General features: G+C 60.2%; 26 protein-coding genes, 1 tRNA gene and 3 pseudogenes. 20 read left to right on the top strand and 10 right to left on the bottom strand.

The window, feature by feature from the left end; genetic code table 11:
• Nucleotides 1–442 precede the first annotated feature (442 nt).
• Complete coding sequence (locus IMW75_RS07335) at nucleotides 443–1159, top strand: purine nucleoside phosphorylase YfiH/LACC1 family protein (protein ID WP_205892215.1); 717 nt, start codon at nucleotides 443–445, stop codon at nucleotides 1157–1159.
• Between the two features lie 36 nt (nucleotides 1160–1195).
• On the opposite strand, the gene IMW75_RS07330 is transcribed toward IMW75_RS07335, so the two are convergent.
• On the bottom strand, nucleotides 1196–1885 hold the full coding sequence (locus tag IMW75_RS07330; protein ID WP_205892214.1) for a helix-turn-helix transcriptional regulator: 690 nt from the start codon (nucleotides 1883–1885) through the stop codon (nucleotides 1196–1198).
• A gap of 216 nt (nucleotides 1886–2101) precedes the next feature.
• Here IMW75_RS07330 and IMW75_RS07325 point away from each other — a divergent pair, with 216 nt between their 5' ends.
• A complete protein-coding gene (locus IMW75_RS07325) occupies nucleotides 2102–2578 on the top strand; it encodes a GNAT family N-acetyltransferase (protein WP_205892213.1) in 477 nt (158 codons plus the stop codon).
• Between the two features lie 3 nt (nucleotides 2579–2581).
• Here IMW75_RS07325 and IMW75_RS07320 read toward each other — a convergent pair.
• Nucleotides 2582–3475, bottom strand: a pseudogene (locus IMW75_RS07320) (substrate-binding domain-containing protein); the annotation flags it as partial.
• On the opposite strand from IMW75_RS07320, the pseudogene IMW75_RS07315 reads away from it, so the two are divergent.
• From IMW75_RS07315 to IMW75_RS07305, 3 genes and pseudogenes are all read left to right on the top strand, one after another.
• Nucleotides 3475–3897: pseudogene (locus tag IMW75_RS07315) on the top strand (MFS transporter); the annotation flags it as partial. The pseudogenes IMW75_RS07320 and IMW75_RS07315 overlap by 1 nt on opposite strands.
• A gap of 322 nt (nucleotides 3898–4219) precedes the next feature.
• On the top strand, nucleotides 4220–4651 hold the full coding sequence (locus IMW75_RS07310) for an Ohr family peroxiredoxin (protein ID WP_205892212.1): 432 nt from the start codon (nucleotides 4220–4222) through the stop codon (nucleotides 4649–4651).
• A 154-nt stretch (nucleotides 4652–4805) separates the two neighbouring features.
• Nucleotides 4806–5264, top strand: a complete 459-nt coding sequence (locus tag IMW75_RS07305; RefSeq protein WP_205892211.1) for a MarR family winged helix-turn-helix transcriptional regulator — start codon at nucleotides 4806–4808, stop codon at nucleotides 5262–5264.
• A 41-nt stretch (nucleotides 5265–5305) separates the two neighbouring features.
• Here IMW75_RS07305 and IMW75_RS07300 read toward each other — a convergent pair whose 3' ends face one another.
• Nucleotides 5306–6196 carry a LysR substrate-binding domain-containing protein gene (locus tag IMW75_RS07300; protein WP_205892210.1) on the bottom strand — a complete coding sequence of 297 codons (891 nt, stop codon included), beginning with the start codon at nucleotides 6194–6196 and terminating at the stop codon, nucleotides 5306–5308.
• A 127-nt stretch (nucleotides 6197–6323) separates the two neighbouring features.
• Between IMW75_RS07300 and IMW75_RS07295 the strand changes: the two genes are divergently transcribed.
• The 4 genes from IMW75_RS07295 to IMW75_RS07280 are packed head-to-tail and all read left to right on the top strand — an operon-like array spanning nucleotide 6324 to nucleotide 11377.
• Entirely contained in the window at nucleotides 6324–7670 is a 1347-nt protein-coding gene (locus IMW75_RS07295; protein ID WP_205892209.1) for an NAD(P)/FAD-dependent oxidoreductase, read from the top strand.
• A gap of 35 nt (nucleotides 7671–7705) precedes the next feature.
• Nucleotides 7706–9352, top strand: coding sequence for an FAD-dependent oxidoreductase (locus IMW75_RS07290; protein ID WP_205892208.1), 1647 nt, complete (start codon nucleotides 7706–7708; stop codon nucleotides 9350–9352).
• A 24-nt stretch (nucleotides 9353–9376) separates the two neighbouring features.
• Nucleotides 9377–10534: an NAD(P)/FAD-dependent oxidoreductase gene (locus IMW75_RS07285; protein WP_336512411.1), complete on the top strand. Its 1158-nt coding sequence runs from the start codon at nucleotides 9377–9379 to the stop codon at nucleotides 10532–10534.
• A gap of 45 nt (nucleotides 10535–10579) precedes the next feature.
• Complete coding sequence (locus IMW75_RS07280; protein ID WP_082069091.1) at nucleotides 10580–11377, top strand: transporter substrate-binding domain-containing protein; 798 nt, start codon at nucleotides 10580–10582, stop codon at nucleotides 11375–11377.
• 75 nt (nucleotides 11378–11452) lie between these two features.
• On the opposite strand, the gene IMW75_RS07275 is transcribed toward IMW75_RS07280, so the two are convergent.
• Nucleotides 11453–12133, bottom strand: a complete 681-nt coding sequence (locus tag IMW75_RS07275; protein ID WP_205892207.1) for a class I SAM-dependent methyltransferase — start codon at nucleotides 12131–12133, stop codon at nucleotides 11453–11455.
• Between the two features lie 268 nt (nucleotides 12134–12401).
• Here IMW75_RS07275 and IMW75_RS07270 point away from each other — a divergent pair, with 268 nt between their 5' ends.
• Both IMW75_RS07270 and IMW75_RS07265 read left to right on the top strand, forming a co-directional pair.
• Entirely contained in the window at nucleotides 12402–12782 is a 381-nt protein-coding gene (locus tag IMW75_RS07270) for a RidA family protein (protein ID WP_205892206.1), read from the top strand.
• A 249-nt stretch (nucleotides 12783–13031) separates the two neighbouring features.
• Nucleotides 13032–13106 (top strand) — tRNA-Gln (locus IMW75_RS07265).
• Nucleotides 13107–13244: 138 nt separating this feature from the next.
• On the opposite strand, the gene IMW75_RS07260 is transcribed toward IMW75_RS07265, so the two are convergent.
• Complete coding sequence (locus tag IMW75_RS07260) at nucleotides 13245–14435, bottom strand: trans-sulfuration enzyme family protein (protein WP_205892205.1); 1191 nt, start codon at nucleotides 14433–14435, stop codon at nucleotides 13245–13247.
• Nucleotides 14432–15808 (bottom strand): pyridoxal-phosphate dependent enzyme, encoded by a 1377-nt coding sequence (locus IMW75_RS07255; protein ID WP_205892204.1) that lies wholly within the window; start codon nucleotides 15806–15808, stop codon nucleotides 14432–14434. Before IMW75_RS07255 ends, IMW75_RS07260 begins: the two co-directional genes overlap by 4 nt.
• Before the next feature lie 247 nt (nucleotides 15809–16055).
• On the opposite strand from IMW75_RS07255, the gene IMW75_RS07250 reads away from it, so the two are divergent.
• Nucleotides 16056–16265, top strand: coding sequence for a hypothetical protein (locus IMW75_RS07250; RefSeq protein WP_205892203.1), 210 nt, complete (start codon nucleotides 16056–16058; stop codon nucleotides 16263–16265).
• A 37-nt stretch (nucleotides 16266–16302) separates the two neighbouring features.
• Here IMW75_RS07250 and IMW75_RS07245 read toward each other — a convergent pair whose 3' ends face one another.
• Entirely contained in the window at nucleotides 16303–16833 is a 531-nt protein-coding gene (locus IMW75_RS07245; protein WP_205892202.1) for a glyoxalase superfamily protein, read from the bottom strand.
• A gap of 21 nt (nucleotides 16834–16854) precedes the next feature.
• Between IMW75_RS07245 and IMW75_RS27320 the strand changes: the two genes are divergently transcribed.
• Both IMW75_RS27320 and IMW75_RS07235 read left to right on the top strand, forming a co-directional pair.
• Nucleotides 16855–17118, top strand: coding sequence for a hypothetical protein (locus IMW75_RS27320; protein WP_414704640.1), 264 nt, complete (start codon nucleotides 16855–16857; stop codon nucleotides 17116–17118).
• 52 nt (nucleotides 17119–17170) lie between these two features.
• On the top strand, nucleotides 17171–17677 hold the full coding sequence (locus tag IMW75_RS07235) for a DUF1543 domain-containing protein (RefSeq protein WP_045057385.1): 507 nt from the start codon (nucleotides 17171–17173) through the stop codon (nucleotides 17675–17677).
• An 84-nt stretch (nucleotides 17678–17761) separates the two neighbouring features.
• On the opposite strand, the gene IMW75_RS07230 is transcribed toward IMW75_RS07235, so the two are convergent.
• The 3 genes from IMW75_RS07230 to IMW75_RS07220 form a co-directional block, all read right to left on the bottom strand.
• A complete protein-coding gene (locus IMW75_RS07230) occupies nucleotides 17762–19096 on the bottom strand; it encodes an amidohydrolase (protein ID WP_205892201.1) in 1335 nt (444 codons plus the stop codon).
• A gap of 235 nt (nucleotides 19097–19331) precedes the next feature.
• Complete coding sequence (locus IMW75_RS07225; protein WP_205892200.1) at nucleotides 19332–20024, bottom strand: RES family NAD+ phosphorylase; 693 nt, start codon at nucleotides 20022–20024, stop codon at nucleotides 19332–19334.
• Nucleotides 20018–20422 carry a hypothetical protein gene (locus tag IMW75_RS07220; protein ID WP_045057382.1) on the bottom strand — a complete coding sequence of 135 codons (405 nt, stop codon included), beginning with the start codon at nucleotides 20420–20422 and terminating at the stop codon, nucleotides 20018–20020. The genes IMW75_RS07225 and IMW75_RS07220 overlap by 7 nt, the downstream gene beginning before the upstream one ends.
• 191 nt (nucleotides 20423–20613) lie before the next feature.
• Here IMW75_RS07220 and IMW75_RS07215 point away from each other — a divergent pair, with 191 nt between their 5' ends.
• The 6 genes and pseudogenes from IMW75_RS07215 (at nucleotide 20614) to IMW75_RS27310 (ending at nucleotide 25983) form a co-directional block, all read left to right on the top strand.
• Nucleotides 20614–21048, top strand: a complete 435-nt coding sequence (locus IMW75_RS07215; RefSeq protein ID WP_045057381.1) for a hypothetical protein — start codon at nucleotides 20614–20616, stop codon at nucleotides 21046–21048.
• Nucleotides 21045–22505 carry an ATPase domain-containing protein gene (locus tag IMW75_RS07210; protein WP_045057380.1) on the top strand — a complete coding sequence of 487 codons (1461 nt, stop codon included), beginning with the start codon at nucleotides 21045–21047 and terminating at the stop codon, nucleotides 22503–22505. The genes IMW75_RS07215 and IMW75_RS07210 overlap by 4 nt, the downstream gene beginning before the upstream one ends.
• An 8-nt stretch (nucleotides 22506–22513) precedes the next feature.
• Complete coding sequence (locus tag IMW75_RS07205) at nucleotides 22514–23533, top strand: sensor histidine kinase (RefSeq protein WP_045057379.1); 1020 nt, start codon at nucleotides 22514–22516, stop codon at nucleotides 23531–23533.
• A 79-nt stretch (nucleotides 23534–23612) separates the two neighbouring features.
• On the top strand, nucleotides 23613–24179 hold the full coding sequence (locus IMW75_RS07200) for a nucleotidyltransferase family protein (RefSeq protein WP_205892199.1): 567 nt from the start codon (nucleotides 23613–23615) through the stop codon (nucleotides 24177–24179).
• Between the two features lie 181 nt (nucleotides 24180–24360).
• A pseudogene (locus IMW75_RS27315) lies at nucleotides 24361–25125 on the top strand (MCP four helix bundle domain-containing protein); the annotation flags it as partial.
• Entirely contained in the window at nucleotides 25120–25983 is an 864-nt protein-coding gene (locus tag IMW75_RS27310) for a methyl-accepting chemotaxis protein (protein WP_414704642.1), read from the top strand. The pseudogene IMW75_RS27315 and the gene IMW75_RS27310, both read left to right, overlap by 6 nt.
• The last annotated feature ends 132 nt before the right edge of the window (nucleotides 25984–26115 follow it).

Here is a 26115-nt window from a genome sequence, read left to right as displayed (position 1 = left end):
AGTCATAATTGTGGGCGTGTAGGTATGTTTGGAGGTTGTAGAAACCCTTACCACTTGAGTTTCCTGCTCCGTGCATAATCAAAAGTATCTTCTTCGGCTTCTTGCAGGTCCAGCGCTGACCGAGCAACGTCACATTTCCACAACGTATTTTGAAATTTTCTATATGTTGGGTCATAGGACTTCCTTGCACCTTTGTCAATTTCACCAAGATTGTAAGGGTCTGCTTGTGTAAGTAGGTTTATAGATGCAGTTCAGTGAGGCCGCACCTACAAGATTTGGTAGTTGAGTTTGGCACGACTTGTGCGTGCGCAATGAGCAAGCATTGAAGTTTGGTTAGAATTGTATATTTGCGCCTGACGCCACCGGTCTACAGTAAATTCTGTTTTGATTCTGAGTTCCAGTACTGTTATAAATACGGCTGAGGCTCTAATGGGAGTTGAAGATGGCCTTTTTCGCTGATAATCTTGACGCTTTACCTGTTGCTCATTCATTTGGAGCTGTGCGTGATACTTGTACGCCTAGGGGGTTTTTCTATTGCGCTCAGAAACATGGTGCTGTCGTAATTGAAGTAGGTGAGGAGGAGACTGCGGGTACCATTGCAGGTGACGCAGTGTTCACACGCACGGGGCGGCCTATCGGCATTGTGACGGCAGATTGTTTGCCCATTCTTATAGCTTCTCAAACGGATGAGTTCGTTGCAGCAATACATGGTGGTTGGCAAGGACTGGCGGCTGGAATTATCGAGAATTCCTTCAGTACTTTCCGACTCGCCGGCGTCTCCTTAGGCGGCCTGCGGGTTGCGTTTGGTCCTTCCATACAATCATGTTGCTATGAGGTCGGGGCACAACTTGTTGATAAAATTGAGCAGATACATGGGCATCTGTGGTGTGGCAGGTCAGCACCTTGGTCACGTGAACCTCAAAGGTCAAAATTGGTTGACAGCGGGCTTCGAGCACCGGTCAGCCATGGCGAGGCATGGTTGGATCTCCCGATGTATTGTTTTTATTTGCTAGAAGCCGAAGGATTGGATGGTATGCAAATTCAAACAACAGGGATATGCACTTACTGTTCCGGCCAGGACTGGGGTAGTTACAGGCGTCGAACCCACAGGGTTGAACAGAAAACCTACCAATACTCTTGGATCTATCGAAAGGACTAAAATTTGGAATGTCTATAGTGTCCTCGCGGCATGCGATCATAAGTATCCTTTGATTATTGCATGAGCAATTGCTTGCGCCCTATTGGAGGTGCCAAGCTTTTTCTGAATTGTCTTGTGGTGAAAGTTTACTGAGTTTTGCGAAAGTCCTAAAATCATTGCGATTTCTTCTGAGGTTTTTCCATCTGCTCCCCAGAGTAATATTTCCTTCTCTCTCGGCGTTAAAACCACGGCTTTTGTGTTTTGGCCGTCAATCGCAAGAAGCTTGTTGTATATTTCAGTCGTAATGCTGTTAATTAGTGCTCGAACGGCTACTAGTTCTGGTTGTGTGATCTTACGGCCGGTCCTTGCTATAATGGTTTGCTCGTGTATGCCGTCGTTTTTCTTTGCGGATTGAGTAAAAAAGTATATTTTACTGTGTGACTCTATTTTACGCGATGTGATTGGCGTCGAGTTAAACGATTTCGGTTGTTCTGAATCTATTTTCAGATGACCCGTAGTCCTGTGGTTGGTTGCTTTGGGCGTAGGTTTTCCAAGGGGATAGTTTCCCAATATTTTGGTTCGAGGGTTTGTGAAAGGAGTTGGATATTGAATGCGATACAGAAAATAGTCAAAGTTCATCTGCTTTGTCACTTCAATACATTTTTCGTTTAAATCTTCAACTGATTTGCATGCAGCAATTGCTGCGCATATTTCATGCTCTAGTGAAGTTGCTTCTTTAATATTCATGCAGGCGTCCTTTTAATTTATAACATCCTTTCAGTGCGAGATTATTATTCATTATTTGAGATGGTTGTTAAGTAGGATTGGTCCGGAATTTGCTGTCCGTTTTCCTTTTTCTGTGAGGGATATTTCCTACGACAACTCTCACAGAGTAACGTCTACCCAGTCGTTGTGTTGCCCTACTGCTGGGGCTTGTAATCTCAGTTGAGTAGCAGCTAATTGATGCGGGTTGCCGATACAACGCTCAGACTCCAGCTCGAAACCTTCCTCATGCAGGCTCGCGCCGAGCTGTTCCCAAAGCTCAGTGGTACCGGCACTCCTGCGGATCTGTTGAATTTCGAAGAGGTGTATCTCAAGGGCGGGGGGCAGTTTCTGCTGGTCCGTGATGAAGGCCGGATCGTCGCCTCCATTGGTTATCTGCCCTACGACCACCGTTTTCAACAACTCGAGTACCGCGGCCTCAAGGTGGTGGAAGTGGTGCGGCTGTTCGTGCAGCCAGGGTTGCGCCGTTCGGGGCTGGCCAGCCAGCTGTACAGTGCGTTGAAGGCATTGGCGGTGCAGGCCGTCGTCGAGGTGATCTACCTGCACACGCATCCCTTCCTACCGGGAGCCATCGACTTCTGGCGCAAGCGTGATTTTCGGTTGATCGCCGTGGACCCCGACCCGCAGTGGCAAACCACCCATATGGAGTGGCGCTGAGGGTCAGTGTTGTCGAACCCGCGCAGTGCTCTCGCGCAAGGTCAATTCAAAGGGCAGCACCACGTGCCGTTCGGCCAGCGGTTTTTTCTCGATCAGCGCAATCAGCAGCTCGACGGCGCGCTGGCCGAAGGCTTCGGCCGGCTGCGAGATGGTCGTCAGCGGTGGATCGCAGTACGCCGCAAACGGGATGTCGTCAAAGCCCACCAGGGAAATGTCCTCGGGGACCCGCAGGCCCGATTGCCTGATGCGTTTTAATGCGCCGATGGCCATTTCATCGTTCTCGCAAAACAGCGCTGTGGGGCGGTCGGGCAGTGCCAGCATGGCTGCGGCTCCGTCATCACCGGCCTTGAGGCTGAAATCACCATGGCAGACAAGCGCGGGATCGGCCTCGATGCCGGCCTGGTTTAATGCATCCTGATACCCGGCGACCCGATCACGGGTCAGCGGGCTGCTTTTCGGGCCCTTGATCAGGCCGATGCGGCGATGACCCAGTTCGATCAGATGCTCGGTCATGGCCTTGGCCGCCGCTCGATTGTCGAGGCTGATGCTGGGGTGACGACCGTTGTGAATCACCTCGCAGGCATTGACGATCGGCGGCAGTTCGGCGCCGGGGAAGGGCGCTGCAAAAGGGTCATAGGCGCGCAACTGGATCACGCCGTCGGCCTGGTGGGCGTACACCAGCTCGGCAAACTCGCGCTCGATGGCTTCGCGGCCCTGGGTATCGCACAGCAACAGCCGGTAGCCAGCGAGCTGGGCGGCCTGTTGCGCACCGCTGATGACCTTGGCGAAAAAGCTGTTGGCGATGGTGGGCACCAGGATCACCAGGTTGCCGGTACGTCGGGAGCGAAACTGCACGGCCATCAGATTGGGTCGGTATGCTTGTTCCACGGCGGCGTTTCATCCAGCGCTTCGGCATCAAGATCGCCCTGCTGGTGGGCATGCTCGCCTGGGCGTTGCGCTACCTGTTGTTCGCCTACGGCGACAACGGCGACCTGGCGTTCATGCTGTTCACCGGCATTGCGTTGCACGGCATCTGCTACGACTTCTTCTTCGTCTCCGGACAGATCTACACCGACGCCAAGGCCTCCGAGCGTTACAGGAGTTCGGCCCAGGGGCTGATCACGCTGGCCACTTACGGTGTGGGCATGTTGATTGGCTTCTGGGTGGCGGGGCAGGTGACGGATCACTTTGCGCTGACCGGCGGCCATGACCGGACGAGCATCTGGCTGTTTCCGGCCGGGTTTTCGCTGGCGATATTCTTTTGCTTCGGGCTGGCGTTCAAAGCGCGTTCGGCCAAGGCCCTGCAGTCAACGGTGTAACTCGCAAGTGGAGTGCGCGCAGCCAAAGGTTGCGCGCCGACCGCTCGTCGTCGATGTTTAAAATAGGCTTTGACAGCAATGGGGCTTTGCGTGACTATAACTACATCGCATGCGATCAAGTCGATAGCGATTGAAAATAACCCAATCGCTGGAGACCCGGTCATGAACACCAAAAGAACCTGCTACAGCCCCATCTGCACTCACCTTGTTGTTCGTGGCCACAACGGCAATAACTGGATCATCGGATCCGCCATTTAAGCTCTGCCATATATATCGCATGCGATTAAATCGTGCAAATACATAAAGTCCTGAGGATTCAATCATGAGCAAGATCGAAAAAGTACTGGTCACCGGCAAAACCCACACCACCTATAACGGTAACAAGGGCAACCTCGACATCGAATTGTCGTCCCCCACGAACGCCACCCCTGAGCACGTGTTCACCGGCGTCCAGCCGCACCCGAAGGCCGAGCAACTGTTCGCCGGCGCCTGGTCGGCCTGCTACATCGCAGCGGTAGGCCTGGCCGCCCAGCAAATGAAAGTGACCCTGCCAGCCGATACGGCCGTCGACCTCGAAGTGGACTTGGGCCAGACCGGCGCAGCCTACTTCCTGCAAGCCCGACTGACCCTGCGGGTACCCGGCTTGACGCACGAGGTGGCCACCGAACTGGCGCATAACGCGGATGCCATCTGCCCGTACTCCAAGGCCACCCGCGGCAACATTGAGGTCGCTATCAACGTGCGCACCGAGTAACCCAACGCAGCGCCGGCTTGCCAGGATCGATTCTGGTGGGCCGGTGTTGGCGCATTTCGCTGAGACCTGGGAGGAGGGGAGCACTACCGACACCATCGCATGCGATGTATAGTCCGGCCATGCGCCCATCCGTCGCTGACGACCGAGAATGCTGATGAAATCCAATGAAAAGACCGCCGCCCTTGATCTGAAGCTTTCCGACTTCCTGTGCTTTGCCGTGTATTCCTCCAACCTCGCCTTCGGTAAAGCCTACAAGCCAATGCTTGAACGGCTGGGGCTGACCTACACGCAATACATCACGCTTGTTGCGCTGTGGGAGGAGGATAACCAGACCGTTGGCAGCCTTGGCGAGAAACTGTTTCTGGAATCCAATACGCTGACCCCCATCCTGAAGAAGCTCGAAGCCATGGGTTATCTGCGCCGTCAACGCGACCCGGAAGATGAACGCCAGGTGCGCATCAATCTGACCAGTGAAGGCCGCAAGTTGCGTGAAGGGCTCTCGAAAGATGGCTTCCCGCAGACGGGGCTTGATCCGGAGGATTTCGTGAACATGCAGAAAGCGATAGTGAAGCTGCGAAATAACCTGATCCGCACAACGAAGGATCGGGATTGAGTTGCAAGGGTCAGTAGCAATCGCTGATTCGCCAGCGAATCTCAGGTGCGGGCAGCGTCGAGACCCGCTTCCTGCCCCAACCACTCCAGAAACTCCGAAAACCCACTCGAATGCTTGACCCGCCGCGGATACACCAGCGTGTACCGCCCCCCGGTCACGATGCGGCCCGAATGCACTCGCACCAGCTGCCCACTGCGCAATTCGTCATCGGTCAGCACCGCATCAACCAGCGCAATCCCCTGGCCGCATTTCACCGCGACGATGGCCGACTCCAGCGTATCAAAGGTCAAATGAGCGTTATCGATGCCGGTTGAGTCCGGGTAGTACTCAGCCCAGCGCCGCCAGTCCAGACGGTCCATGCTCGAGTCTACCAGCCGCGCACTCTTGAGCAGTTCTTGCGGTGTGGTCCCGGCGAGCAAGGCCGGGGAGCACACCGGGATCAGTTCTTCTTCCCACAATTGCAGTGCTTCGAAGTCCGGCCAGGTGGCGGTGCCGTAGGCGACCATGGCGTCTATGGATTCGAACGCGAAGTCAGGGAAGCGGTGATACACCGTATCCACGCTGACGTTGACTTGCGGGTGCATACCATAAAACGTCGTGAGCCGCGGGATCAGCCAACGCGCTGCCATGGTCGGGTGAGCACGCAGGCTGAAACTACGGCCGACGGTGGCGAGCATGTGCGAGGCATCGCAGAGCAGGCCGATGACCTGTTCGGCCACCGGCACCAGCGAGCGGCCCTCGGCGGTGAGGACGATCCTGCGGGTGTGGCGTTCGAACAGGCGGCTGTCCAGGCGCGCCTCCAGTTGCGCAACCTGGCGGCTTACCGCGCTCTGACTGAGGTTGAGCTGCTCGCCAGCCTTGCCGAAATTGCCGGTCTTCGCCACCGTCAGGAAGGCCTGCAGAAGCTCGATGGATGGCAGTTGGCGGCTCATGTTCTATGCGCTCCTCACATGGGATTAATGCAGATACATCACTGTTATTTCGCCAGTACGGGGCACATTCTTGATTGAAACAACGACGCGGCGCTACGCGTCTTTTTTCCAGCGGACGGTGGCCCTCATGAACACTCCAGCAATGGCATTCGATAGCCGCTCGGCGCCCCAGGACCAACGCCTGCCGGAAGCGGTCGACGTGGCGATCATCGGCGGCGGCCTGATGGGGTGTGCCTGTGCGTACTACCTTAGCAAAGCGGGGGCCAGGGTTCTGCTGATTGATAAAAGCATCATTGCCGGGCAGCAATCTTCGCGGGCCTGGGGCTTCGTTCGCCAGCAGTCCCGTGACGAAGCCGAAGTGCCGTTGATGCAGGCCAGTATCGGGCTTTGGCGTTCGCTGGAGCACGACCTGCAGACCGACCTGGGCTGGCGCAATGACGGCTGCCTGTTCGTCGCTGGCAACGAGGTCGAGCGCGAGGGTTATGCCTCCTGGCTGTCAGTGGCGCGCAGTTTCTCGGTCGATACGGTGATGCTTTCGCCTCGGGAGGTGCAAAAAAAACTGCCGGGTTACGCGATGCCGCAGCTTGGCGGTCTGTATACCGCCAGCGACGGTCAGGCCGAACCCACACGTGTGGCCCGCGCCTTCGCAATGCGCGCCCGGGAACTGGGCGCGCAGATCATTGAACAGTGCGGTGCCAAAGGCATCGACGTCGCTGCCGGCCAGGTGGTCGGAGTGGAAACCGAGCGTGGCTACGTCAAGGCGAAAACCGTGGTGTGCGCGGCAGGTGTCAGCACTTTTCGACTGCTGAAGATGCTGGGTATTTCCCTGCCGCAGCAATTGGTACGGGGCACGGTGGCGCGTACCAGCGTTGGGCCGACCCTGAGCGGTATTTCCACGATTGCCAACGGTGTGGGCTTCCGCCAGCGGCTGGACGGCAGCTTCAACGTGGCCGACGACGTTCATGTCGACGTCGACATGACGCTTGGCCATCTGCGGGCTTTGCATTGGTATGCGCCTTCGCTGTGGGCACACCGCAAATCGTTTCGCTTCAACCTCAACGGCGCCTGTCTGAGCGATCTGCACCAGCGCATGCCGTGGTCCGAGGCATCGCGGCTGGGCGCCGGGATTCACCAGCGCAATCCATTGCTGCAGCCCAATGAAAAGGGCCTGGGAAGCGCGATGCGTGCGCTCAAGGCGGCGTTTCCCGATCAGGTGAATACGCAGATCGTTGACCGCTGGGCCGGCGGCATCGATGTGTTGCCGGACGGTATTCCGGTGATCGACGCGCACACCTCGCCCCGCGGCCTGGCAGTGGCCACCGGCTTCTGCGGCCACGGGTTTGCCATGGGCCCCATCGTCGGCAAGATCCTGGCGGACTGGATCGACTCGGGCAATCCGGGCCTGGACATGCGCCAGCTGCGCCTGTCGCGATTTGCCGAGGGCGATGTCAAGCCGCCTTCTTCGCTGTTCTAGTCAATTACTGTGCACGTCCTTGCGAGGGTACAACGATGACAAAACCTCTCGATCCAGACACCTATTACGATCCCGCTTCGGTGGCTGGCAAGGCTCCGCCGGTCAGCGACGAGACCGATATCCTCATCGTGGGCGCCGGGCCCGCGGGGCTCGCTGCCGCCCTGGCTGCTGCCGGGCATGGCCTGCGCGTGACGCTGGTGGACGAAAATCCACTGCCTTTGGAGACCATGGGAGAAGAAGTGCCGTTGCATTTCGGAGGCCGTATGGGCGCCGCAGTCGCCAATCGCAATAGCGTGCTGCAGACCCTGCTTGATGCGCGTCCGCAGATCGCCGAGGCGCTCGACGCCGGGGTCGATGTGCGACTGGGCACAGCGGTGTGGGGGTTGTTCCCGCAACAGCGCACCACCGCCTGGATCGAGGGCTCGATTGCCGGCCTGGCCGACGAAGACAAGGCCAGTTTGCTGCGCTTCAGGCAAGTGATAGTCGCCGCCGGACGACGGGACATGGGCCTGGCGTTTGACGGCTGGCATCACCCCGGCGTAATGGGGGTCAGCGCTGCGCATCGTCTGGCCACTGTCTATGACGCGCTGGAGTGCAAACGTGCAGTGTTACTCGGCAGCGACACCCAGGCGCTGGTCTCGGCCCATGCGCTGATCGCCAAGGGTGTGCAGATCGTGGCCATCGTCGAGCAGGCTGACCGGGTCAGCGCTGACCCTGCGCTACTCGACCTGTTGGTGGCGCAAGGCGCCCAGGTGTTGAGCGGGCATGTGATTGGCGAGGCGCGCGCAGATGCGCGCGGCGTGCAGGGGATCACTGCTGTTGCGATCGATGGGGCGGGGCGTCCACTGCCCGGGGTTGCAACAGAGATTGAATGTGACACGGTACTGCTCGGCGTGGCCGCTATTGCGGCGATCGAACTGGTCGAAGCAGCCGGCTGCCGCACCTCCTTCCAGGCCGGACGCGGCGGGCATGTCCCCGACATTGATCGGGCGCAGCGCTCGTCGTTGCCGTTTATCCTGGTGGCCGGGGACTGCGCTGGAACCTGGACGGCGAAAAGCCTCGACGATGCCATCGCAAGGCACGAAGGCCGGGTGGCTGCGCACACCGCGCTGGCGGCCCTGGGCGTAGTCACGCCGCCGCCCGAACCCGCGCCATTGCCGGACGGCCCCGTCTTCGATGTCGCCGCAATTCGTGCGGCGTGGGTCCGCGCATCCACTGTGCATGCCCGCAATGAGCCCTACGTATGCCTGTGCGAAGAGGTCACAGCCAGTGAAATCATAGGCCAGCAACCGCCGCGCTATCTGCAATGGACACCGGCCGATGCTGCCGTGCAGAGTGCGATGACTTCGTCGCTGCCGAATCCGGACGTGACCAAGCGCCTGACCCGCGCCTGCATGGGCCCGTGCCAGGGGCGGCGCTGCCGCGAACAGGTGGCGACCTTGCTGGGGATCAGTGCCGGCTTGAGTGTCGACGGTATCGCACTGGCCTCGTTTCGCCCGCCCGTGCGGCCGCTGTCGATGCGACAGTTGGGTCAGGTCGAGGAAACGCCGCAGATGTTCGGTCATTGGGATGCCTGGTTCGACATGCCGTCCCAGTGGACGCCGTTCTGGCTGTGCACCGGGCAACAAACGGTGGCCCGGCGCCCGACGGGCACCACCCATACGCCACCTGTCGAGGGCTGACACCATGCGCGCAGTGAAGAAATCGTGCATCCGTGCATCCGTGCATCCGTGATCGTCGTCGGCGCAGGAGTGACTGGCCTGAGTGCCGCCTGGTGGCTGGCCCGCGATGGCGTTGACGTGCTGGTACTTGAAGCGGGCCTGATCGGTTGGGGCGCCTCGGGCCGTAATGGCGGCGGCTGTTCCCACCACCACAGTCCGCTGTTCGTCGAAGAGCAACGGCTGTGGCCACTGATGGACGAACTGCTCGGTTATCCCACCGAATATCGTCCGGATCGCATCAGTATCGATCTGACCGAGCATCAGGTCTCGATCGATGAAAAGGTTGTCGACGAAGCCGCCTGGTACGGGTTGCGCGTCGACCGGCTCGACCCCCAACAGGTGCGTGACGTGGTGCCCATTGCCGGCGACAACGTATTGGCCGGCTACTACTACCATTTTGGCGGCCACGCCAACCCGCATCGCACCTTGCAGGCCTATGCCTGGGCACTGAAGAATCTTGGTGGCCGTTTGCTCGAGCACTCGCCGGTTCTTTCCATCGAGCGTCAGGGTAACCGTGTCACCGGCGTGCGCACTGCCCAGGGGCTGATTTCGTGCGACCAGTTGGTGATCGCCGCAGGCCCGCATACCGGTGAACTGGCCGCTCAGCTCGGCGTCGAGATTCCGTTGGTTACTGCACGGGCCGAGATGATCGTTACCGAGCCACTGCCGCTACTGGAGGTGGGCGGGGTGGATGGCAATGGCCTGTACGGTCGTCAGACCCTGCGCGGCAACCTGGCGTATGGCGGCGGGCCGCATGAGTGGGTCGACCTGCGCGACGTCAGCCGCAACCGTGCGCAGTCGACTCCGCTGCAATGCAATATTGCCCGACGGCTCGCCGAACTGTTTCCCAAGGTGGCGCACAAACGGGTGATCCGCAGTTGGGCCGGGTTCATCGAAAATACCCCGGACGGGCGCCCGGTGATCGACCGGCCCGCCGCGCTGGATAATGTGACGGTGGCCACCATGTCGGGGGTCGGGTTCGGCCTGTCGCCGGCGAGCGGTCATGCGATTCGCGATCTGGTGGTCGACGGCCGTTGCAGTTTTGCCGACATCTCGAGCTTCTCGCTGTCACGTTTTGCCGCCCTCGAAGCGGACTGGCAAAACATCCAGGGCTGGCTGCCATTGCCGTCACCCGGGGTGTAGCCAGCCGTGCTATCGAACCATTTTCCTGAGAAAAAAGGACTGACCATGAAATCAATGCTGCGCAATTTGACGTTGTTGGCTGCCGTCGGCATGACGTTATGTTCCTTCGCGGCTCCCGCCAGTGCAGCCGAGGACAAGCTGCGCTTTGGTGTGGCCGCCGAGCCTTACCCGCCATTCCTGGTGAAGACGCCCACCGGGCAATTCACCGGCTTTGAACCCGACCTGATCCGGGCACTGTGCGAGCAGATGAAAGCCGAGTGCGAGATCAAGGAGGTGGCGTGGGACGGCATTATTCCGGCGTTGCTCGCCAACAAGTTCGACGTGTTGTTCAACTCCATGGGCATCAGCCCGGAACGGCAGAAAGTGATTGCCTTTTCCCGTCCGTACTACGAAACCACGGGAATTTTCGTCGCGGCCAAGGACACCCGGCTGACGCTGACCCCACAAGGCCTGGCAGGCAAGTCCATCGGCGTGCAGGGTTCCACCACCAACGCCGAGTTCATCCGCAGCGCCTACGGCAAGGACTCCGAGATTCGCATCTATGCCACCCAGGATGATTGCAACGCGGACCTGCTGGCCGGGCGTATCGACGTCATGTTTCTCGACAAGCTCGGCGATATTGCTTTCCTGAGCTCCGCAGATGGCGCGGCATATGAAGAGAAAGGCACCGGCAGCGTGAAGATGGACCCCTTGCTGTACGGCCTGGGCGTCGGCGCCGGGCTGCGCAAAAGCGATACCGCGCTAAAGGAGCGCATCGACCAGGCACTCACGCAATTGCATGAGACGGGCAAGTACACTCAAATCTCGCAGAAATATTTTCCGGTCGATCTGTGGCCACAATGAGCTGCACTGGCAAAGAACAACATGAACGACCTTGAGCACAGCCCTTGAGCCGGGCGGTCGTGGAGGGTGCCCAGGTTAAACGCCCGGGAGACGCTGTTCAGCCACCATCAGCAACGACTGCGGCAACGGACTTTGCGGGTGCTGCGGCTCTTGCAGGCCCACCAGTTGAAAGCCCGCCATGTCCAGCGCGTTGAACCAGCTGGACAAGGTGCGCAGGTACCAGGGCATGGGTTGCCAGTGCCCGGTAAACCCGGCGAAGGTCTCTGATCGCCAGCCATCCTGATAGTCGCCTGCCGCCGCAGTCCAGGGATGCAGCGTCTGGATCACCAGCGCGCCGCCGGGGGCGAGCAGGGCGTTCATGGCGCTGAGCAGCGGGATGATGTCCTGGTGCAGCAGGGCAAAGTTGGCGCAGATCAGGTCGTAGTCGCGGCCGATGTCGACCTTCGCATCGACCAGGGTTTCATAGCTCGCCAGGTAGACCTGTGGGCTGCCTGCCGTCCGCGCGGCCTCGACCAGTGTCGTATCGCCGTCCACTCCAACTGCAGTGATCCCGCGTTCAGCCAGCACCCGCAGTAACCAGCCTTCGCCACAGCCCAGGTCCAGCACTCGCTCAGGCTGGCGGCCCATGATTGCCAATAAAATGGCCTGGTCGGTGACCTGGCGGCGGCTTTCGATCGAGCCACTGCGGACAGCGTCGATCCAGGCGCGGGCGTTGTGATGCCAGCTTTGCAGCAGGGCGGACTCAGGGGTGGTCATGACGCTACTCGCAGTGATCAATTGAGTGGAAGGATAGGCCATGACCCCGCGCTGCTAGACTCAATCGGCTAATCCTTTGTTGGAGAACCTTCTTCCAAATTCTGCAACTCCCACAGTAATCCCTGCCAGCCACAATGGATTCCAGTTGCCAGTCTCCCTGCGCATGACACAGATCCGCCGCGTCAACCATCCACACCACCGCGCAGCAGCTGTAGACTATGCCCGCTCAAGGCGTACCCCAGCCGATCACTTTATGAAAGAGACCCCCATGGCCAACCAAGACATCACCTTCGTCCCTGATCCCGACGCCGATTCCATCTCCTCCGACGTGGTCGGGTTCGGCGGTCTGCTGGTTTCCACGCAGATCCCGACCCACGCCGATGGCAGCCTGGAGCTGGGCGATATCACCCTGCAAAGCGAATGCACCCTGCAGGCACTCAAGGTTGCGCTGGAGCGCGCCGGCAGTTCCATGGATCGCGTCCTGCATCTGACCATCTACCTCACCGACATGGCCGATCGCGCCGCCTTCAACGAAGTCTACAAGCGCTTTTTCGCCAAGCCATGGCCCGTTCGCGCCGCTGTCGGCGTGGCCTCGCTGGCGGTGGAAGGGATGCGCGTGGAAGTCACGGCAATGGCGGCCAAGGGCTGAATTCGATCTGTCCGGCGCCCTGGTCAAATGAGCCAAGTCGCCGGTGCAGCACTGCGAATACGATAAGCAGCTGTTTTAAAACAAAATTATTTCCACTTTTTGCTTCCAACATGGCGCAGAAGTTGGTAAATTTGCGCCCATTCCTGCACAGGGCCTCTCCGGACTGGCAGCGAACGTAGCAACGCCCGCCGTTGCTCACCCGCTTCACCATCAAAAAAGACAGTGCACAGCACTCGTCGCGATCGATACAGGGGCGTCGCCAAGCGGTAAGGCAGCAGGTTTTGATCCTGCCATGCGTTGGTTCGAATCCAGCCGCCCCTGCCATTTTTCTGATTCATGTTTCCACTGCGCAGACGCACCCATCGACTGTAAGAGCTAGCTTGCTCGCGATGGGCGTTAACGCTGACGCTGCTTACCTGAATTTCCACATCGCTCTTGCTCACATCGCGAGCAGGCTCGCTTCTATATTGGGGTGTCGATCCTCTGCAACGCCTGAGCCAAATCCGCACGCAGATCCTCCACATCCTCAACCCCCACCGACAAGCGCACCAGTCCATCGCCGATGCCCAGTTGTGCCCGGGTTTCGGGCGGGATGGTGGCGTGGGTCATGATGGCCGGGTGTTCGATCAGGCTTTCTACACCGCCCAGGCTCTCGGCCAGGGCGAAGATGTGAACGTTCTCCAGGAAGCGCCTGGCGCCGGCCAGGTCGGTGTTGAGGTCGATGGAGATCATGCCGCCGAAGCCGCGCATTTGGCGTTTGGCCAGCTCGTGCTGGGGATGTGAAGGCAGGCCGGGGTAGTAGACGCGGGCGACTTGCGGTTGGCGTTCCAGCCACTGCGCCAGGTCCAGTGCGTTGCTGCAGTGGCGCTCCATGCGCAGGGCCAGGGTTTTTATGCCGCGCAGGGTGAGGAACGCGTCGAATGGGCCGGCAATGGCGCCGACGGCGTTTTGCAGGAAGCCCAGGCGCTCGGCAAGTTCAGGGTTCTGGCCGACCACGGCGATACCGCCGATGACGTCCGAGTGGCCGTTGAGGTATTTGGTGGTCGAGTGCAGCACGATGTCGAAGCCCAGCTCCAGCGGTCGCTGGATCCACGGACTGGCGAAAGTGTTGTCGGCCACGCAGATGATGCCTCGCGCGCGGCAGATGCTGGCAATCGCGGCGAGGTCGGTCAGGCTCAGCAGCGGGTTGGTCGGCGTCTCGACCATGACCATCCGCGTGTCTTCCTCCAGGGCTGCTTCGAAGGCGGCCAGGTCGGTCAGGTCGACGAAGCTGAAACGGTGCCCGGCGCTGCGTTTGCGAACTTTGTCGAACAGGCGGAAGGTGCCGCCGTACAGGTCATTGCCGGAGACGATGTGGGCGTTGGCGTCGAGCAATTCGAGCACCGTGGAGATGGTCGCCAGCCCCGAGGCGAAGGCAAATGCCTGGGTCCCGCCTTCGAGGTCTGCGACGCAGCGCTCCAGGGCAAAGCGCGTCGGATTGTGGGAGCGGCCGTAATCCAGGCCCTTGTGCACGCCGGGGCTCTGTTGCAGGTAAGTGGAGTTGGCATAGATCGGCGGCATCAACGCCCCGGTGGATGGGTCCGGCGTCTGCCCCGCGTGAATCACGCGAGTGGCGAAGGCGTGGGCCGGGGCGTTTTCGTCATGCTGGCTCATGCAAGGGATCTCCGTAGGTGGTTGAGCAGGTCGAAGCGGGTGATCAGGCCGTGGAAGCCCGAGGCGTCGGCGATGATCGCCACCAGCCCGCGGTCGAGCTCGGCTTGCAGTTCCGCCAGGCAGGCAGCGGGTGCGAGGATCTGGACTTTGTCGGTCATGGCGCTGGCGACGCTGAGGCGAAAGTGCGAGGGGTCCTCCTGCATGCCGAACAGGATGTCGGATTCGTCGATGACGCCCACCAGTTGCTTGCCGTTCACCAGCACCGGCAGTTGTGAGACATCGGCCAGGCGCATGCGCTGGAAGGCGGTGAGCAAGGTATCGTCCGGGCCCACGCTGATCACCCGGCCGTCTTCGAAACGCCGCGCGATCAGGTCGCGCAGGTCGCCGTAGCGTTTGTACTGAAGCAGGCCCTGATCATTCATCCACTGGTCGTTGTAGACCTTGGACAGGTAGCGGGTGCCGGTGTCGCAGACGAAACTGACCACGCGCTTGGGCTGGGTTTGTTCGCGGCAGTAACGCAGTGCGGTAGCGAGCAGGGTGCCGGTGGACGATCCGCCGAGAATGCCTTCGACCCGCAGCAGTTGGCGCGCGTGATCGAAGCTTTCCTCGTCGCTGATCGAGTAGGCCTTGCGCACGCTGGACAGGTCGCAAATGGACGGGATGAAGTCTTCGCCGATGCCTTCCACGGCCCACGACCCGGGCGTGCCGAGCGTGCCGCTGCGGCTGTATTCGGCCATGACCGAGCCGACTGGGTCGGCCAGGACCATTTCCAGGTCCGGTTGCACCCGTTTGAAGAAGCGGGTCAGGCCGGTCAGGGTGCCGGCAGAACCGACGCCGACGACGATGGCGTCCAGGTCGTGCTGGGTTTGCGCCCAGATTTCCGGCGCGGTGCTGCATTCATGGGCCAGGGGGTTGGCCGGATTGTTGAATTGATCGGCGAAGAACGCGTCGGGAATGTCCTGGGCCAGGCGTGCGGCCACGTCCTGGTAGTACTCCGGATGGCCCTTGCCGACATCGGAACGGGTGATGTGCACCTCGGCGCCCATGGCCTTGAGGTGCAGGACCTTCTCGGTGGACATCTTGTCCGGCACCACCAGTACCACCCGGTAACCCTTGGCGCGACCCACCAGTGCCAGGCCGAGCCCGGTGTTGCCGGCAGTCGCTTCGACGATGGTGCCGCCGGGTCTGAGGCGCCCGTCACGCTCGGCCGCGTCGATCATGGCCAGGCCGATGCGGTCCTTGATCGAGCCGCCGGGGTTCTGGGATTCGAGTTTGAGAAACAGGGTGCAGGGGCCGGTGTCGAATCGGCTGACACGCACCAGGGGCGTGTTACCGATCAGTTCGAGCACGGCAGGGCGGGAGTCGCTTGGCATGTCATCACCTCGCTTGTTTATCGGCAATGGAGGGTCAGTGATTGGATCGCGATAGGTATGGAAAGGACCATAGGTCGGGAGGGCGTGGTTGGCAACCACGGGGCGCACGGACGGGTTGTGGCAATAGCCGCGCTGGCATGCAGGGATACCGGCGGTCAGGCCGGTTGAATCTTGCACGATGCCCGCACTCGATGTTTCACAGGGCTTGGCTCTGCAATGGCGGTGCTATCCGCCCGGGGTTCACTCAATGACATCGGTCGAAGACTTCAGAATACAATCGCACTCGCTCCTGATCGAACTGGACGCCGCAACAATGGGCATGATGCTGCTGGTATCTGCCCGATGCGTTTCCGGGCCTGCGTGGGATGACGCGACCCAAAGGCACCACGATGCGTATGCGCTGTGGAATGCCTTTCTCAATGTTCCGGAGTCGGGTCTCGACGCGGCGAATCAGTGAAAAAGCGGACCGCTGTCGGCGGTCCGCCGTGGCAGTGTCAGTCCTGGCAAAACCGGATGCGGTTGCCAAACGGGTCATGGACTTCAAGGATCTTGCCCCAGCCTTGCTCGACGATATCGGGCCGGCCATAGCCGTAGCGCTTGGCCTGGAGTTCGTCACGGAACATTTCAATATTGTCCATCGGGACAAAGGTTGTCGCGCCCGGGCTCGCATCGCCGTGATGCTCCGAGAGATGCAGTTGCAGGCTACCGCGCTGGATCCCCAGATACAGGGGCAGATCCGCTTCAAAACGATGCTCGAACTCCACGCTGAAGCCGAGGAAGTCGAGGTAGAACTCCCGCGCCTTGGTTTCGTCAAACATTCGCAGGATCGGAATGGCTTTAGTGAAGGTGACCGCCGTTTGCCGGACTTGCGCAGGCAGCAGCGCCGCAGCGGTGTTCCAGTTCTTGTAACCCAACTGGTGGGCGACCAGTTCCAGCGCCATGGAATGAGACGCTTGCTGGTCGTGCGCTTGCAGTGAGGCGCGCAGGCGCTTGGCCATTTGCTTGGCTTGTTCGATAGAAATCATCACCGCTCCTTTGATCAAGGCATGTTGGTGCTCGCGTTGCCAAACCTCGACCGTCAAGAGTTGCGACTGGATTTGGGTATTGAATACATGCTTTCACCCTTCCTTGCGGAAGCGAGCGGCGGGCAGCATCGGCCCGCGCTGATGGTACACAGCCGCTGGCGTGTGGGGAAGAACCTGCCCACTTACGAAAGCTGGACCTCGCGTCTTGAGTCGTGGTTGCCCGCCTTTGCGCTGGACAGGCACTATGAACAGGATCGGGAGTCTTCTGGACGCTTTGAGCAATAGCAACTGCGGCGCCTCAGGGGAGCGGTAGTCTGGCGTAATCAGGAGGACGGTAATGCTGTTTGTGGTGATGCTGGGAGGCAAACATCCCAGGGCGCGGATTGAGGTTCATGATGTTGTGTTTGCCGTTGCGGATGACCTTCAGGGTACCTATGGGCAATTGCGAGAAGGCTGGTTTGGCCATCCAGCCGGCGTGCACATCGACTCGTGGATGCGCGTCGATGGTGTGGAAGGATGGAAAGTCGAGTTGAGTCCGATGGCACCGGCAGCGGATTCACCGCGCCTGTACTTCATCAACCTGGGTGGTTATGAAACATCGGTGTTTGGTGAAGCTCACCATTACCTGTTGGTGGTCGCCCGGAACAGGAAAGAAGCCGCTGCCAAGGGCAAGCGCCAAATGCCGGCACACTGGAGTCAGTCGCATACTGATGCGCTGATGGACGTGGATGATTGCCTGCCGATCGACCTGGTGGGGGGGCGGTATATCCATCTGGTCGAGGGTGAGCACAGCGGGATCATCCAGGGGAACGACTACATCGTTCTCCCACAGGGGCATGCGTAACCTTGTGTGGCGCATAACCCTGTGGGAGCGAGGCTTGCCCGCGATGAGGCCGCCTCGGTCACCTGATTCCAGCGTTGTGAATACTCAGGATTTGCCCTTTGCGCGCTCGGGATAGTTCAGGACGAACTGCACGTGCGCCTTCACCCCGGTCGCGAAGGTGGCTTCATCGACGGTGAAGTACGGGCTGTGGTTGTTGGGCGCTTTGGACATGTCCTGGCCTTCAGGGGTGGCGCCCAGGAATACGAACAGGCCGGGTACCTTCTGGGCGTAGTAGGAAAAGTCTTCGCTGGGCGACAACGACGACTCAAGCCGCTGGACCTTGCCCGGCGCGGCCAGCTCCAGTGCCGGCACCATGGCTTCGGTCAGGGTCGGGTCGTTGATGGTCACCGGGGCATTGTTCACCAGCAGCAACTTGGCTTCGGTTCCATAAGCGCTGGCGATGCCACTGACCAGCGGCGGCATTTTCTGCAGGATGCTGTCGCGTATGTCGGCGTTGTTGGTGCGGATAGTCCCGGTCATTTCCAGGGTTTCGGGAATGATGTTCGCCGCCGAACCGGCATTGATCGTGCCGACACTGATGACCCCCATTCCCTTGGTCAGATCGATGCGTCGGCTGACCAGCGTCTGCATCGCGGCAATGATGCCCTGGCTGGTGACAATTGGATCGTTGCCGCTCCAGGGAGCTGAGCCATGGGTCTGCTGCCCCTTGAGCTGGATGCGGAATGAATCGCTGCTGTTGAGCACCGTACCGGCCTTGTAGAAGAGGTGCCCGCTCGGGTAGCCCGCCATTACGTGCAGGGCAAATATCGCCTCGACTTTGGGCGAGTCCATGGCGCCATCGCGAATCATTGCCTGGGCGCCGATCAAGGTATCGGTCTGGAACTCGTCCACATCGGCCGCACCTTCTTCGGCTGGCTGGAACAGGAAAACGACAGTGCCGCGCAGTTGATCGCGATGCTCGGCCAATACCTTGGCCGCACCCAACAGCATGGCGGTGTGTGTGTCATGGCCACAAGCGTGCATCACCGGCACGGTCTTGCCCAGCCGAACACCGGTTGCCTGGCTGGCGAAGGGCAGGTTGGTCGCCTCCTTGACCGGCAGCGCATCCATGTCGGCGCGCAGGGCCACCACGGGCCCAGGCAGTGCGCCTTTGAGCACGCCGACCACGCCCGTCTTGCCGACCTGGGTGCGCACTTCGATGTTCGAGGCCTTGAGCTGAGCGGCGACCAGGGCAGCCGTCTGGACCTCCTGGTTGCCCAGCTCTGGATGCTGGTGAATGGTGCGGCGCAGATCGATGACTTGCTGGTTGACCGAGCTGACTGCGGAATCCACCCAGTCCAGGTCAGTCGCCTGGCTCGAAGGGGCGCCAAGTGCAGTCAACAATGCCAGGTACAGGGGAGCTAGGATCGGACGCTTCAAGGTGAGGTTCTCGCTGTGTTTTTATTATCCGGCAGACATTGCCGCACCCAAGGGTATGGGCTCGCACGCGCAGCGGCAAAGGCCAATGACCGGTAATCGCACGGCTTTTGCTGTTTTTTCCCGAGGTTCGCTTGGGGTGAGAAAAGTGTGCAGATTGTGGACAGTGCTCAGCATTTTCCGGATAGCGTCGACCGGCTTTTTAACGAGCGGGATGCAAGTATCGACCTGTCAGTGATCAGGCCTCGTGTATCTGGTTGACCCCGGTGATCTGCCCGTTCCAGATCATCTCGTAATGGGCGCTCTGGATGATCGACAACACGGGCCTCGGGGTCATCAGTGCCCAGCAGTGGTTGCCCTGCAAGCGCACCGACCGGTAGCGCAAGCCGGGGCAACCTGCCAGCTTCAAGGCCTTGCCCAGGCGCTGGGATGACGCGTAATCGTCGGGCGCGTAAATCGCATCGTTCATCGCCACGGTGGTGGCATCTTTCATCGCCGCATCGACGAACGAACAGGACAACCCACGGAACACAAAACGTTCATAGTTCAAACCACGGACGTTCGACCAGTACAGGCTCTGGTGATGTTGCACTTCCGCCAGGGCAGTTTCCATCGAGGCTGCCAGGTACAACACGCCAAAGCTGCCATCGCTGAAGCGCGAGCCGCCCGGGTTGACGTGGGTGAAGGGCGCGGTGGCGTAGGAACAGCCGGGAATGCCGAAGGGGATTTCGCTACGCGCAATCATCTCCAGCTGACCGAGTTCGTTCCTGAGCCTGGGGTTGGTCAGTGCCTGGATCTGATAGAGCGCTTCGAACTCCCGGGCGTCGGCCACGTCATCGAACAAGTCGATGGGCGGGAACTTCGAATTGACCAGGCGATAAGCCTGTACCGGCTCCCCAGCGAGGGTCGGCAACTGCTCCAGGGTCACCATTGTGCACCCCGCAGGACGTCGATCCGGCGGAAGGTCTCATAGAGCGAGACCATGTCCCCCTGGGACATGATCTCCAGGGGCGAGCGGCCGTTGAAGAACTCGTTGTGATTGGCCATGGCGGGGAAGCCATAAACATTGTCCGGGTTATCAAACACCAGGCGTAGCGCGGCGTGGATGTTGAGGACAAAACTGATACGTTGCATCTGATCGGCATCCAGCGCCACCGACCAGTCAGGGTCACGTTGTTTGGCGCGGGTGTGGGTGCTGCGGGAAATACGCAGGATCCGGCAGGCCTGCTCGCTGGACGCTGCCCATTTCTCAATGATCCCGACCGCCGCCCGCAGGCCGGCCACGCATTGATCCTTGGAAAATGCCTGTGCAGGAAGGGCGTTGGCCATGAAATATACCTCACTTGATAATCTATGGATCAAGTTATAGGCTTTTTGCGTCTACAGATCAAGGCGCTGCTCGACTGGGCAGTGATCATCGCCAATGGCTGCGGCGTCCCCCGCCAGCCTCGTGGTTAATTGACTCCCGACGCGTCCATAGGGTGTACCATCAAGGTCTGTTCACCAGATATCAGTTTGCCATGACCACGCAAAGCCAAGAGAGCCGCCGGATCGTAGCTTCTCTGGCGCACCGTGTTGGCCCCAACGCCGACTCCGCAAGGATTGCCCAGGCGCTGGCCACCACTTTGCAGGATATGGACGCAGCCCTCGCGCCGATCATCGGCAATCAGGGGGTTGTCGCGCTTTACCGCCGCAGCCTGCATCTTTGCACCGCCCGGCACCCGCAATTCGCCGCCACGTGTGCCAGTGTTCCGGCGTCGATGGATGTGCTTGCCCTCGGGTCGGTGCTCGTCGAGCAGAGCGATGCCGATGCGTTGCTCTTCAGCGAAGTCATGCTGACCATCTTCTACGAGCTGTTGACCACGCTGATCGGGCCCTCGCTCACCGCACGTTTGCTTCGTGACGTGTGGGGACCTTCCCTGAGCGACACCCCTTCGCAGGAAATTTCGCCATGAGCACCAAAGTAACTATCAACCGTCTGGCCACGGGCGTGCCAGGACTGGACGAGGTGCTGGGCGGAGGATTACCGGAATTTTCGTTCAACCTGATCGCCGGCCCTCCGGGCTGCGGCAAGACCACCCTGGCGCATCAGATGATGTTTGCCCTGGCAACCCCTGAACGCCCGGCGCTGTTCTTCACCGTGCTTGGCGAACCACCGCTGAAGATGCTGCGCTATCAACAGCAGTTCGACTTCTTCGACAGTGAAGCCATCAACCACTCGGTGCGCTATATCAACCTGGCCGACGATACCCTGGCCGGTGATCTGGACGAAGTGCTGCGGCGCATCGTCAGCGAGGTGCAAACCCACTCGCCGGCCCTGGTCTTTGTAGACTCGTTCCGCTCGGTGGTACTGGCCAGCCAGACCCAGGACAACCCGAACAACAATCTGCCGCAGTTCGTCCAGCAACTGGGCATGTTGATGACCACCTGGCAGGCGACGACCTTCCTGATTGGTGAGTATTTCACCGAAACCGACACCAACCCCATCTTTACCGTGGCCGACGGCCTGATCTGGCTGCGCCAGAGCGTGCAGCGCAACTCCATGGTGCGCAAGATGGAAATCATGAAGATGCGTGGCCAGCCGACGATGCCTGGACTGCACACCTTCCGCATCGCCACATCGGGAATAAAGGTCTTCGCACCGGTTGCAACCGAACACTTCGAAGTACCTCGGGCACCTGTCGGCGAGCGCCTGAAAATGGGTGTGCCGCAACTTGATGAGATGCTCGGCGGTGGCCTGCCGCGGGGCTATTCGCTGCTGGTGGCCGGGCCTTCGGGTTCGGGCAAGAGCATCCTCGCCGCGACCTTCCTGGCCGAAGGTGCGCGCAATGGCGAAACCGGCGTGATTGCCGTCTTTGAACAGCGTCCCAATCATTCGCAGAACGCCACCCTGGCGAGCCTGATCGAGGCCGGCAAGGTCGGCCTGGTGGATAGCCGCGCGCCCGACCTGTCCATCGATGAGATCGTGCATTTGCTGCTTAGCGAAATCCGTCGCCTGAAGGCGACCCGGGTGGTTATCGATTCATTGTCAGGTTTCGAGCTGGCGCTGGCGCCGACCTTTCGCGAGGATTTCCGCGAGTCGCTGTCGCGGATGGTCACTGCGTTGACCGGTGCCGGGGTGAGCGTGCTGATGACTTCCGAGCTGGAAGACCGCTACACCGACCTGCGATTCAGCCCTTACGGCACGGCATTTCTCACCGACGCGATCATCGTGCAACGCTACATCGAAGTGCAGAGCCGCCTGTTGCGCATCATGGCGGTGGTCAAGGTGCGCTCAAGCGCGCACTCTGACGAGCTGCGCCTGTACCGCATAGACAAAAACGGACTGCAGATTGGCGACCGCTTGCCGGATCAGGAAGGTTTGCTCGGCGGCCGCCCAACCCAGCGCCACACCGACCTCGACAATGGATGAGGAATATCATGGACGAGGCTGATGGCCGGAACGAAAAAGCGCTGGCGACTGCCGCTCGTGAATTGTTCCTGCTGGGGCAGAAAACCGTTGAAGCACGGGCAGTGCTGGTGGCCCTGCAAAAGGAACTGAGCGAGGCCAACGCCCAGCGCCTGGACAATCAGCAGGTCGAGCAATTGATCGAGGCCAATCAACAGCTGGTGCTGGCGATCCTGTCGGCGCAGTCCGATGCCGACAAAAACCGGCGTACCGATAGCGAGCAGCAGCTGTTCCTGGAAATGCGCGAAGCCAACGAGCAGTTGGTCATTGCAGCCCTCAGTGCGCAACAACTGCAAGCCTCGGCCGAACACACGCTTTTGTTGCAACGCAACACCCTGGCGGTGGTGGCCCACGAGTTGCGCAATCCGCTGACGCCGATCAGCATGATCGCCGGTCGCCTGGTACGCGTGCCCAGCGCAGAGCTGCCGCGCATGCAGCTACTGATTGAGGGGCAGGTCAGGCATATGTCGCGTCTGGTGGAGGACTTGCTCGATGTGTCCCGTGTCAGTACCGGCAAGTTGCGACTGGATTGCTGCCTGGTCGATATGGTCTCGATCATCGACGACGCCGTCGAAGTGTGCCGGCCGGTGATGCGCGCTCACCGGCTGCAGTTCACGGCCGATGTGCCGCAGCAACCCCTCAGCGTCAATGGCGATGCCGTGCGCCTGACGCAAATTCTCGGCAACCTGCTGGGCAACGCCGTCAAATACACCCCGGCGGGCGGCGTCGTCACGTTAAGGGTCACAGTCCAGGGCCGCGAGCTGCGGATGTGTGTTGGTGATAACGGCATCGGTATTTCCGCCCAGGCGCTGCCCCATATTTTCGAGCCGTTCGTGCAGGACATTACTGCCGTCGGCTTCAACGGCGCCGGGCTGGGCATCGGCCTGACCGTGGTGCGTGAGCTGGTCGAAGCGCACGGTGGCCGCGTGACCGGGCACAGCACAGGCGATGGCCAGGGCAGCGAGTTCGTGGTGACCTTGCCACTGGTTTAAGACCTCACTGATGAAAAACTCGCTTGTTTTGCGGTATCGTCCTGCTTCCAGGGATCTGATTGCTGACAAGGAGTTCGCCATGGTACTGACACCCGATCGTCTGATGGAAATCGCCCGGACCAACCCGGCCAACGTCGAGATCCTCGACCGTCTGCCGGCCCTTGGCCTGAAGCAGTGCATGCTCACTGCCGGCTGCCTGTTCCAGGCCGTATGGAACCATCACGACGCAAAACCCGCCGCGTGGGGCATCAAGGATTACGACGTTTTCTACTTTGACCAGGACTTGTCCTGGGAGGCGGAGAACGACGTCATCCTGGCGGCCAAGGCGCTGTTTCAAGACCTCGACCTCAACATTGAAATCAAGAACCAGGCCCGCGTCCACCTGTGGTACGGCGAGCGCTTCGGCGGGGCGTACCCACAGCTCAATTCGGCGAAGGAGGGCATTGATCGCTACCTGATCGAGGGCACCTGCACTGGCGTGGATGTGCTGAGCGGCGAGGTGTATGCGCCTTATGGCCTGGATGATATCGAGAAGGGACTGTTGCGGATCAATCCGGTGAACCACCAATTTGATCTGTTCGAAAAGAAAGCGCTCAGCTATCAGGCGCGCTGGCCTTGGCTGGAAATTGTCTATCCGGGTGTTTGAGGCCCTCATAGGCTGCGCCGGCGGCGTTTCTCCTTGGGCAATACCTTGACCTTGCGATCGTTGCTGGCTCAACCGGGGAGCCAAACGCTCGTTTGCAAATAGCCTTCAATTAGCGCTTCACGCAGTCGATAACCTGATCAGAACAGCCATCTGCAGCATGGCTGCACCCAACTGATCGGGGATGCACAGAGTGTCGATAAAAATACGTTTGATACTGCTGATTGGTACCGGTTTGCTGACGGCATTGATCATGAGCCTGGTCAGTTATGTGGGAAACACGCAGATGGCGGAGGCGGTGAGCGATAGCGAAGTCAGCATGGCCGCGCTGCGCAATCACCTCGAAGCCGACATGATGCATGACGCCCTGCGCGCCGACGTGTTGTCGGCGATGCTGGTTGGCCTGGGAAAGAGCAACAGCAGCCAGGCCGAGGTGCGCAACTCCATCGATGAGCACGCGGGCCATTTCCGTGAAGTGCTGGGCAACAACCTCAAGCTGCCGGTCAACCCCACCATCCAGGCTGGCCTCAATCAGATCAAGCCGAGCCTCGATACCTACATCAGCGCCGCGGAGCGGATTGTCGGGCTGGCGCTGGAAAATCCTTTGGCTGCGCAACAGGAACTCGGCACTTTTAATGCCGCGTTCAGCCAGCTCGAAGACCAGATGGCTGCGCTCAGCGAACTGATCGAAACCGATACCCAGCAAACCAGCGTCGGTACGCAACAGGCCATCAGCAACGCCAATATTGCCCTCGGTGGTGTGCTGATCGCCAGCCTGTTGTTGCTGCTGTTGCAGGGGCGCTGGGTGCTGCGCAGTATCATGGGCCCGCTGCAAACCGCCAGTCGCATCGCCGACAGCATCGCCCACGGCCACCTGAGCGAGGCAATTGCCGAACCTGCCGGCAAAGATGAAGCCAGCGCCCTGATTCGCAGCCTGGCGACCATGCAGCGCGACTTGCGCGGCATGATCGAGGTCGTGCGCAGCAACGCCCACGGCGTGAGCGGCATGAGCGAACGGTTAAGCAATGGCTGCCATGAGGTAGCTGACAGCAGTCAACAGCAAAGCAGTGCCGCCAGCACCATGGCCGCAGCCGCGAGCCAAATGACCGCCAGCATCGAAGAGATCACCCGGCATGCCGAGCGTGCGCTGAACATGGCGAACCAGGCGGAAAACCTGGCCAAGGAAGGCGGCCGGGTGATCCATCAAGTGGTCAGCGACATGGATGGCATCGCTCGCTCGGCGCAGCAGTCGGCGCAGGTCATCCGCACCCTGGACAAAGAGTCCGAAGGGATTTTCAGCATCATCCAGGTCATCAAGGGCATTGCCGACCAGACCAACCTGCTGGCACTGAACGCCGCGATTGAAGCCGCCCGCGCCGGAGAGCAGGGCCGTGGTTTTGCGGTGGTAGCTGACGAAGTGCGCAGCCTGGCGGGGCGTACCAGTGCGTCGACCCAGGAAATCGCCGGCATGGTTGCGCGCATCCAGCAAAGCACCCGGGAAGCGGTCAGCAGCATGGAAGCGGGGGTGGCTCAGGTCGACAAGGGGATGGCGGTGACCGCCGAGGTCGAGCGGGCGATCCGGGAAATTCTCGATGCCACGCTCGATACCACCCAACTGGTCAACGACATCACTCGCACCATTGGCGAGCAAAGCCTGGCCAGCAACGAAATCGCCCATCAGGTGCAAATGATTGCCGGGATGTCAGAGGGCAACAGCCGTGTGATTGGCGAGACGGCCAACACTACTGATGAGCTGGCGAGCCTGGCAGGGCAGTTGTCGCAGTCGGTTAACAGGTTCCGGCTTTGAAGCCGTGGCCGGCGCTGGCACAGCCTGCGATCCTTTGATACTGCTGTGTCCTCTGCCCAAAAATGCATCGGAGGTTTTTTCACGCCTGCAACGAACTCGCTGGAGGCGCAAAACCCTTGTCCGCTGCGACTT

This window comes from Pseudomonas gregormendelii, from assembly GCF_017114825.1.
GTDB lineage: Bacteria > Pseudomonadota > Gammaproteobacteria > Pseudomonadales > Pseudomonadaceae > Aquipseudomonas > Aquipseudomonas gregormendelii.
This window is presented reverse-complemented; position numbering and strand designations above follow the sequence as displayed.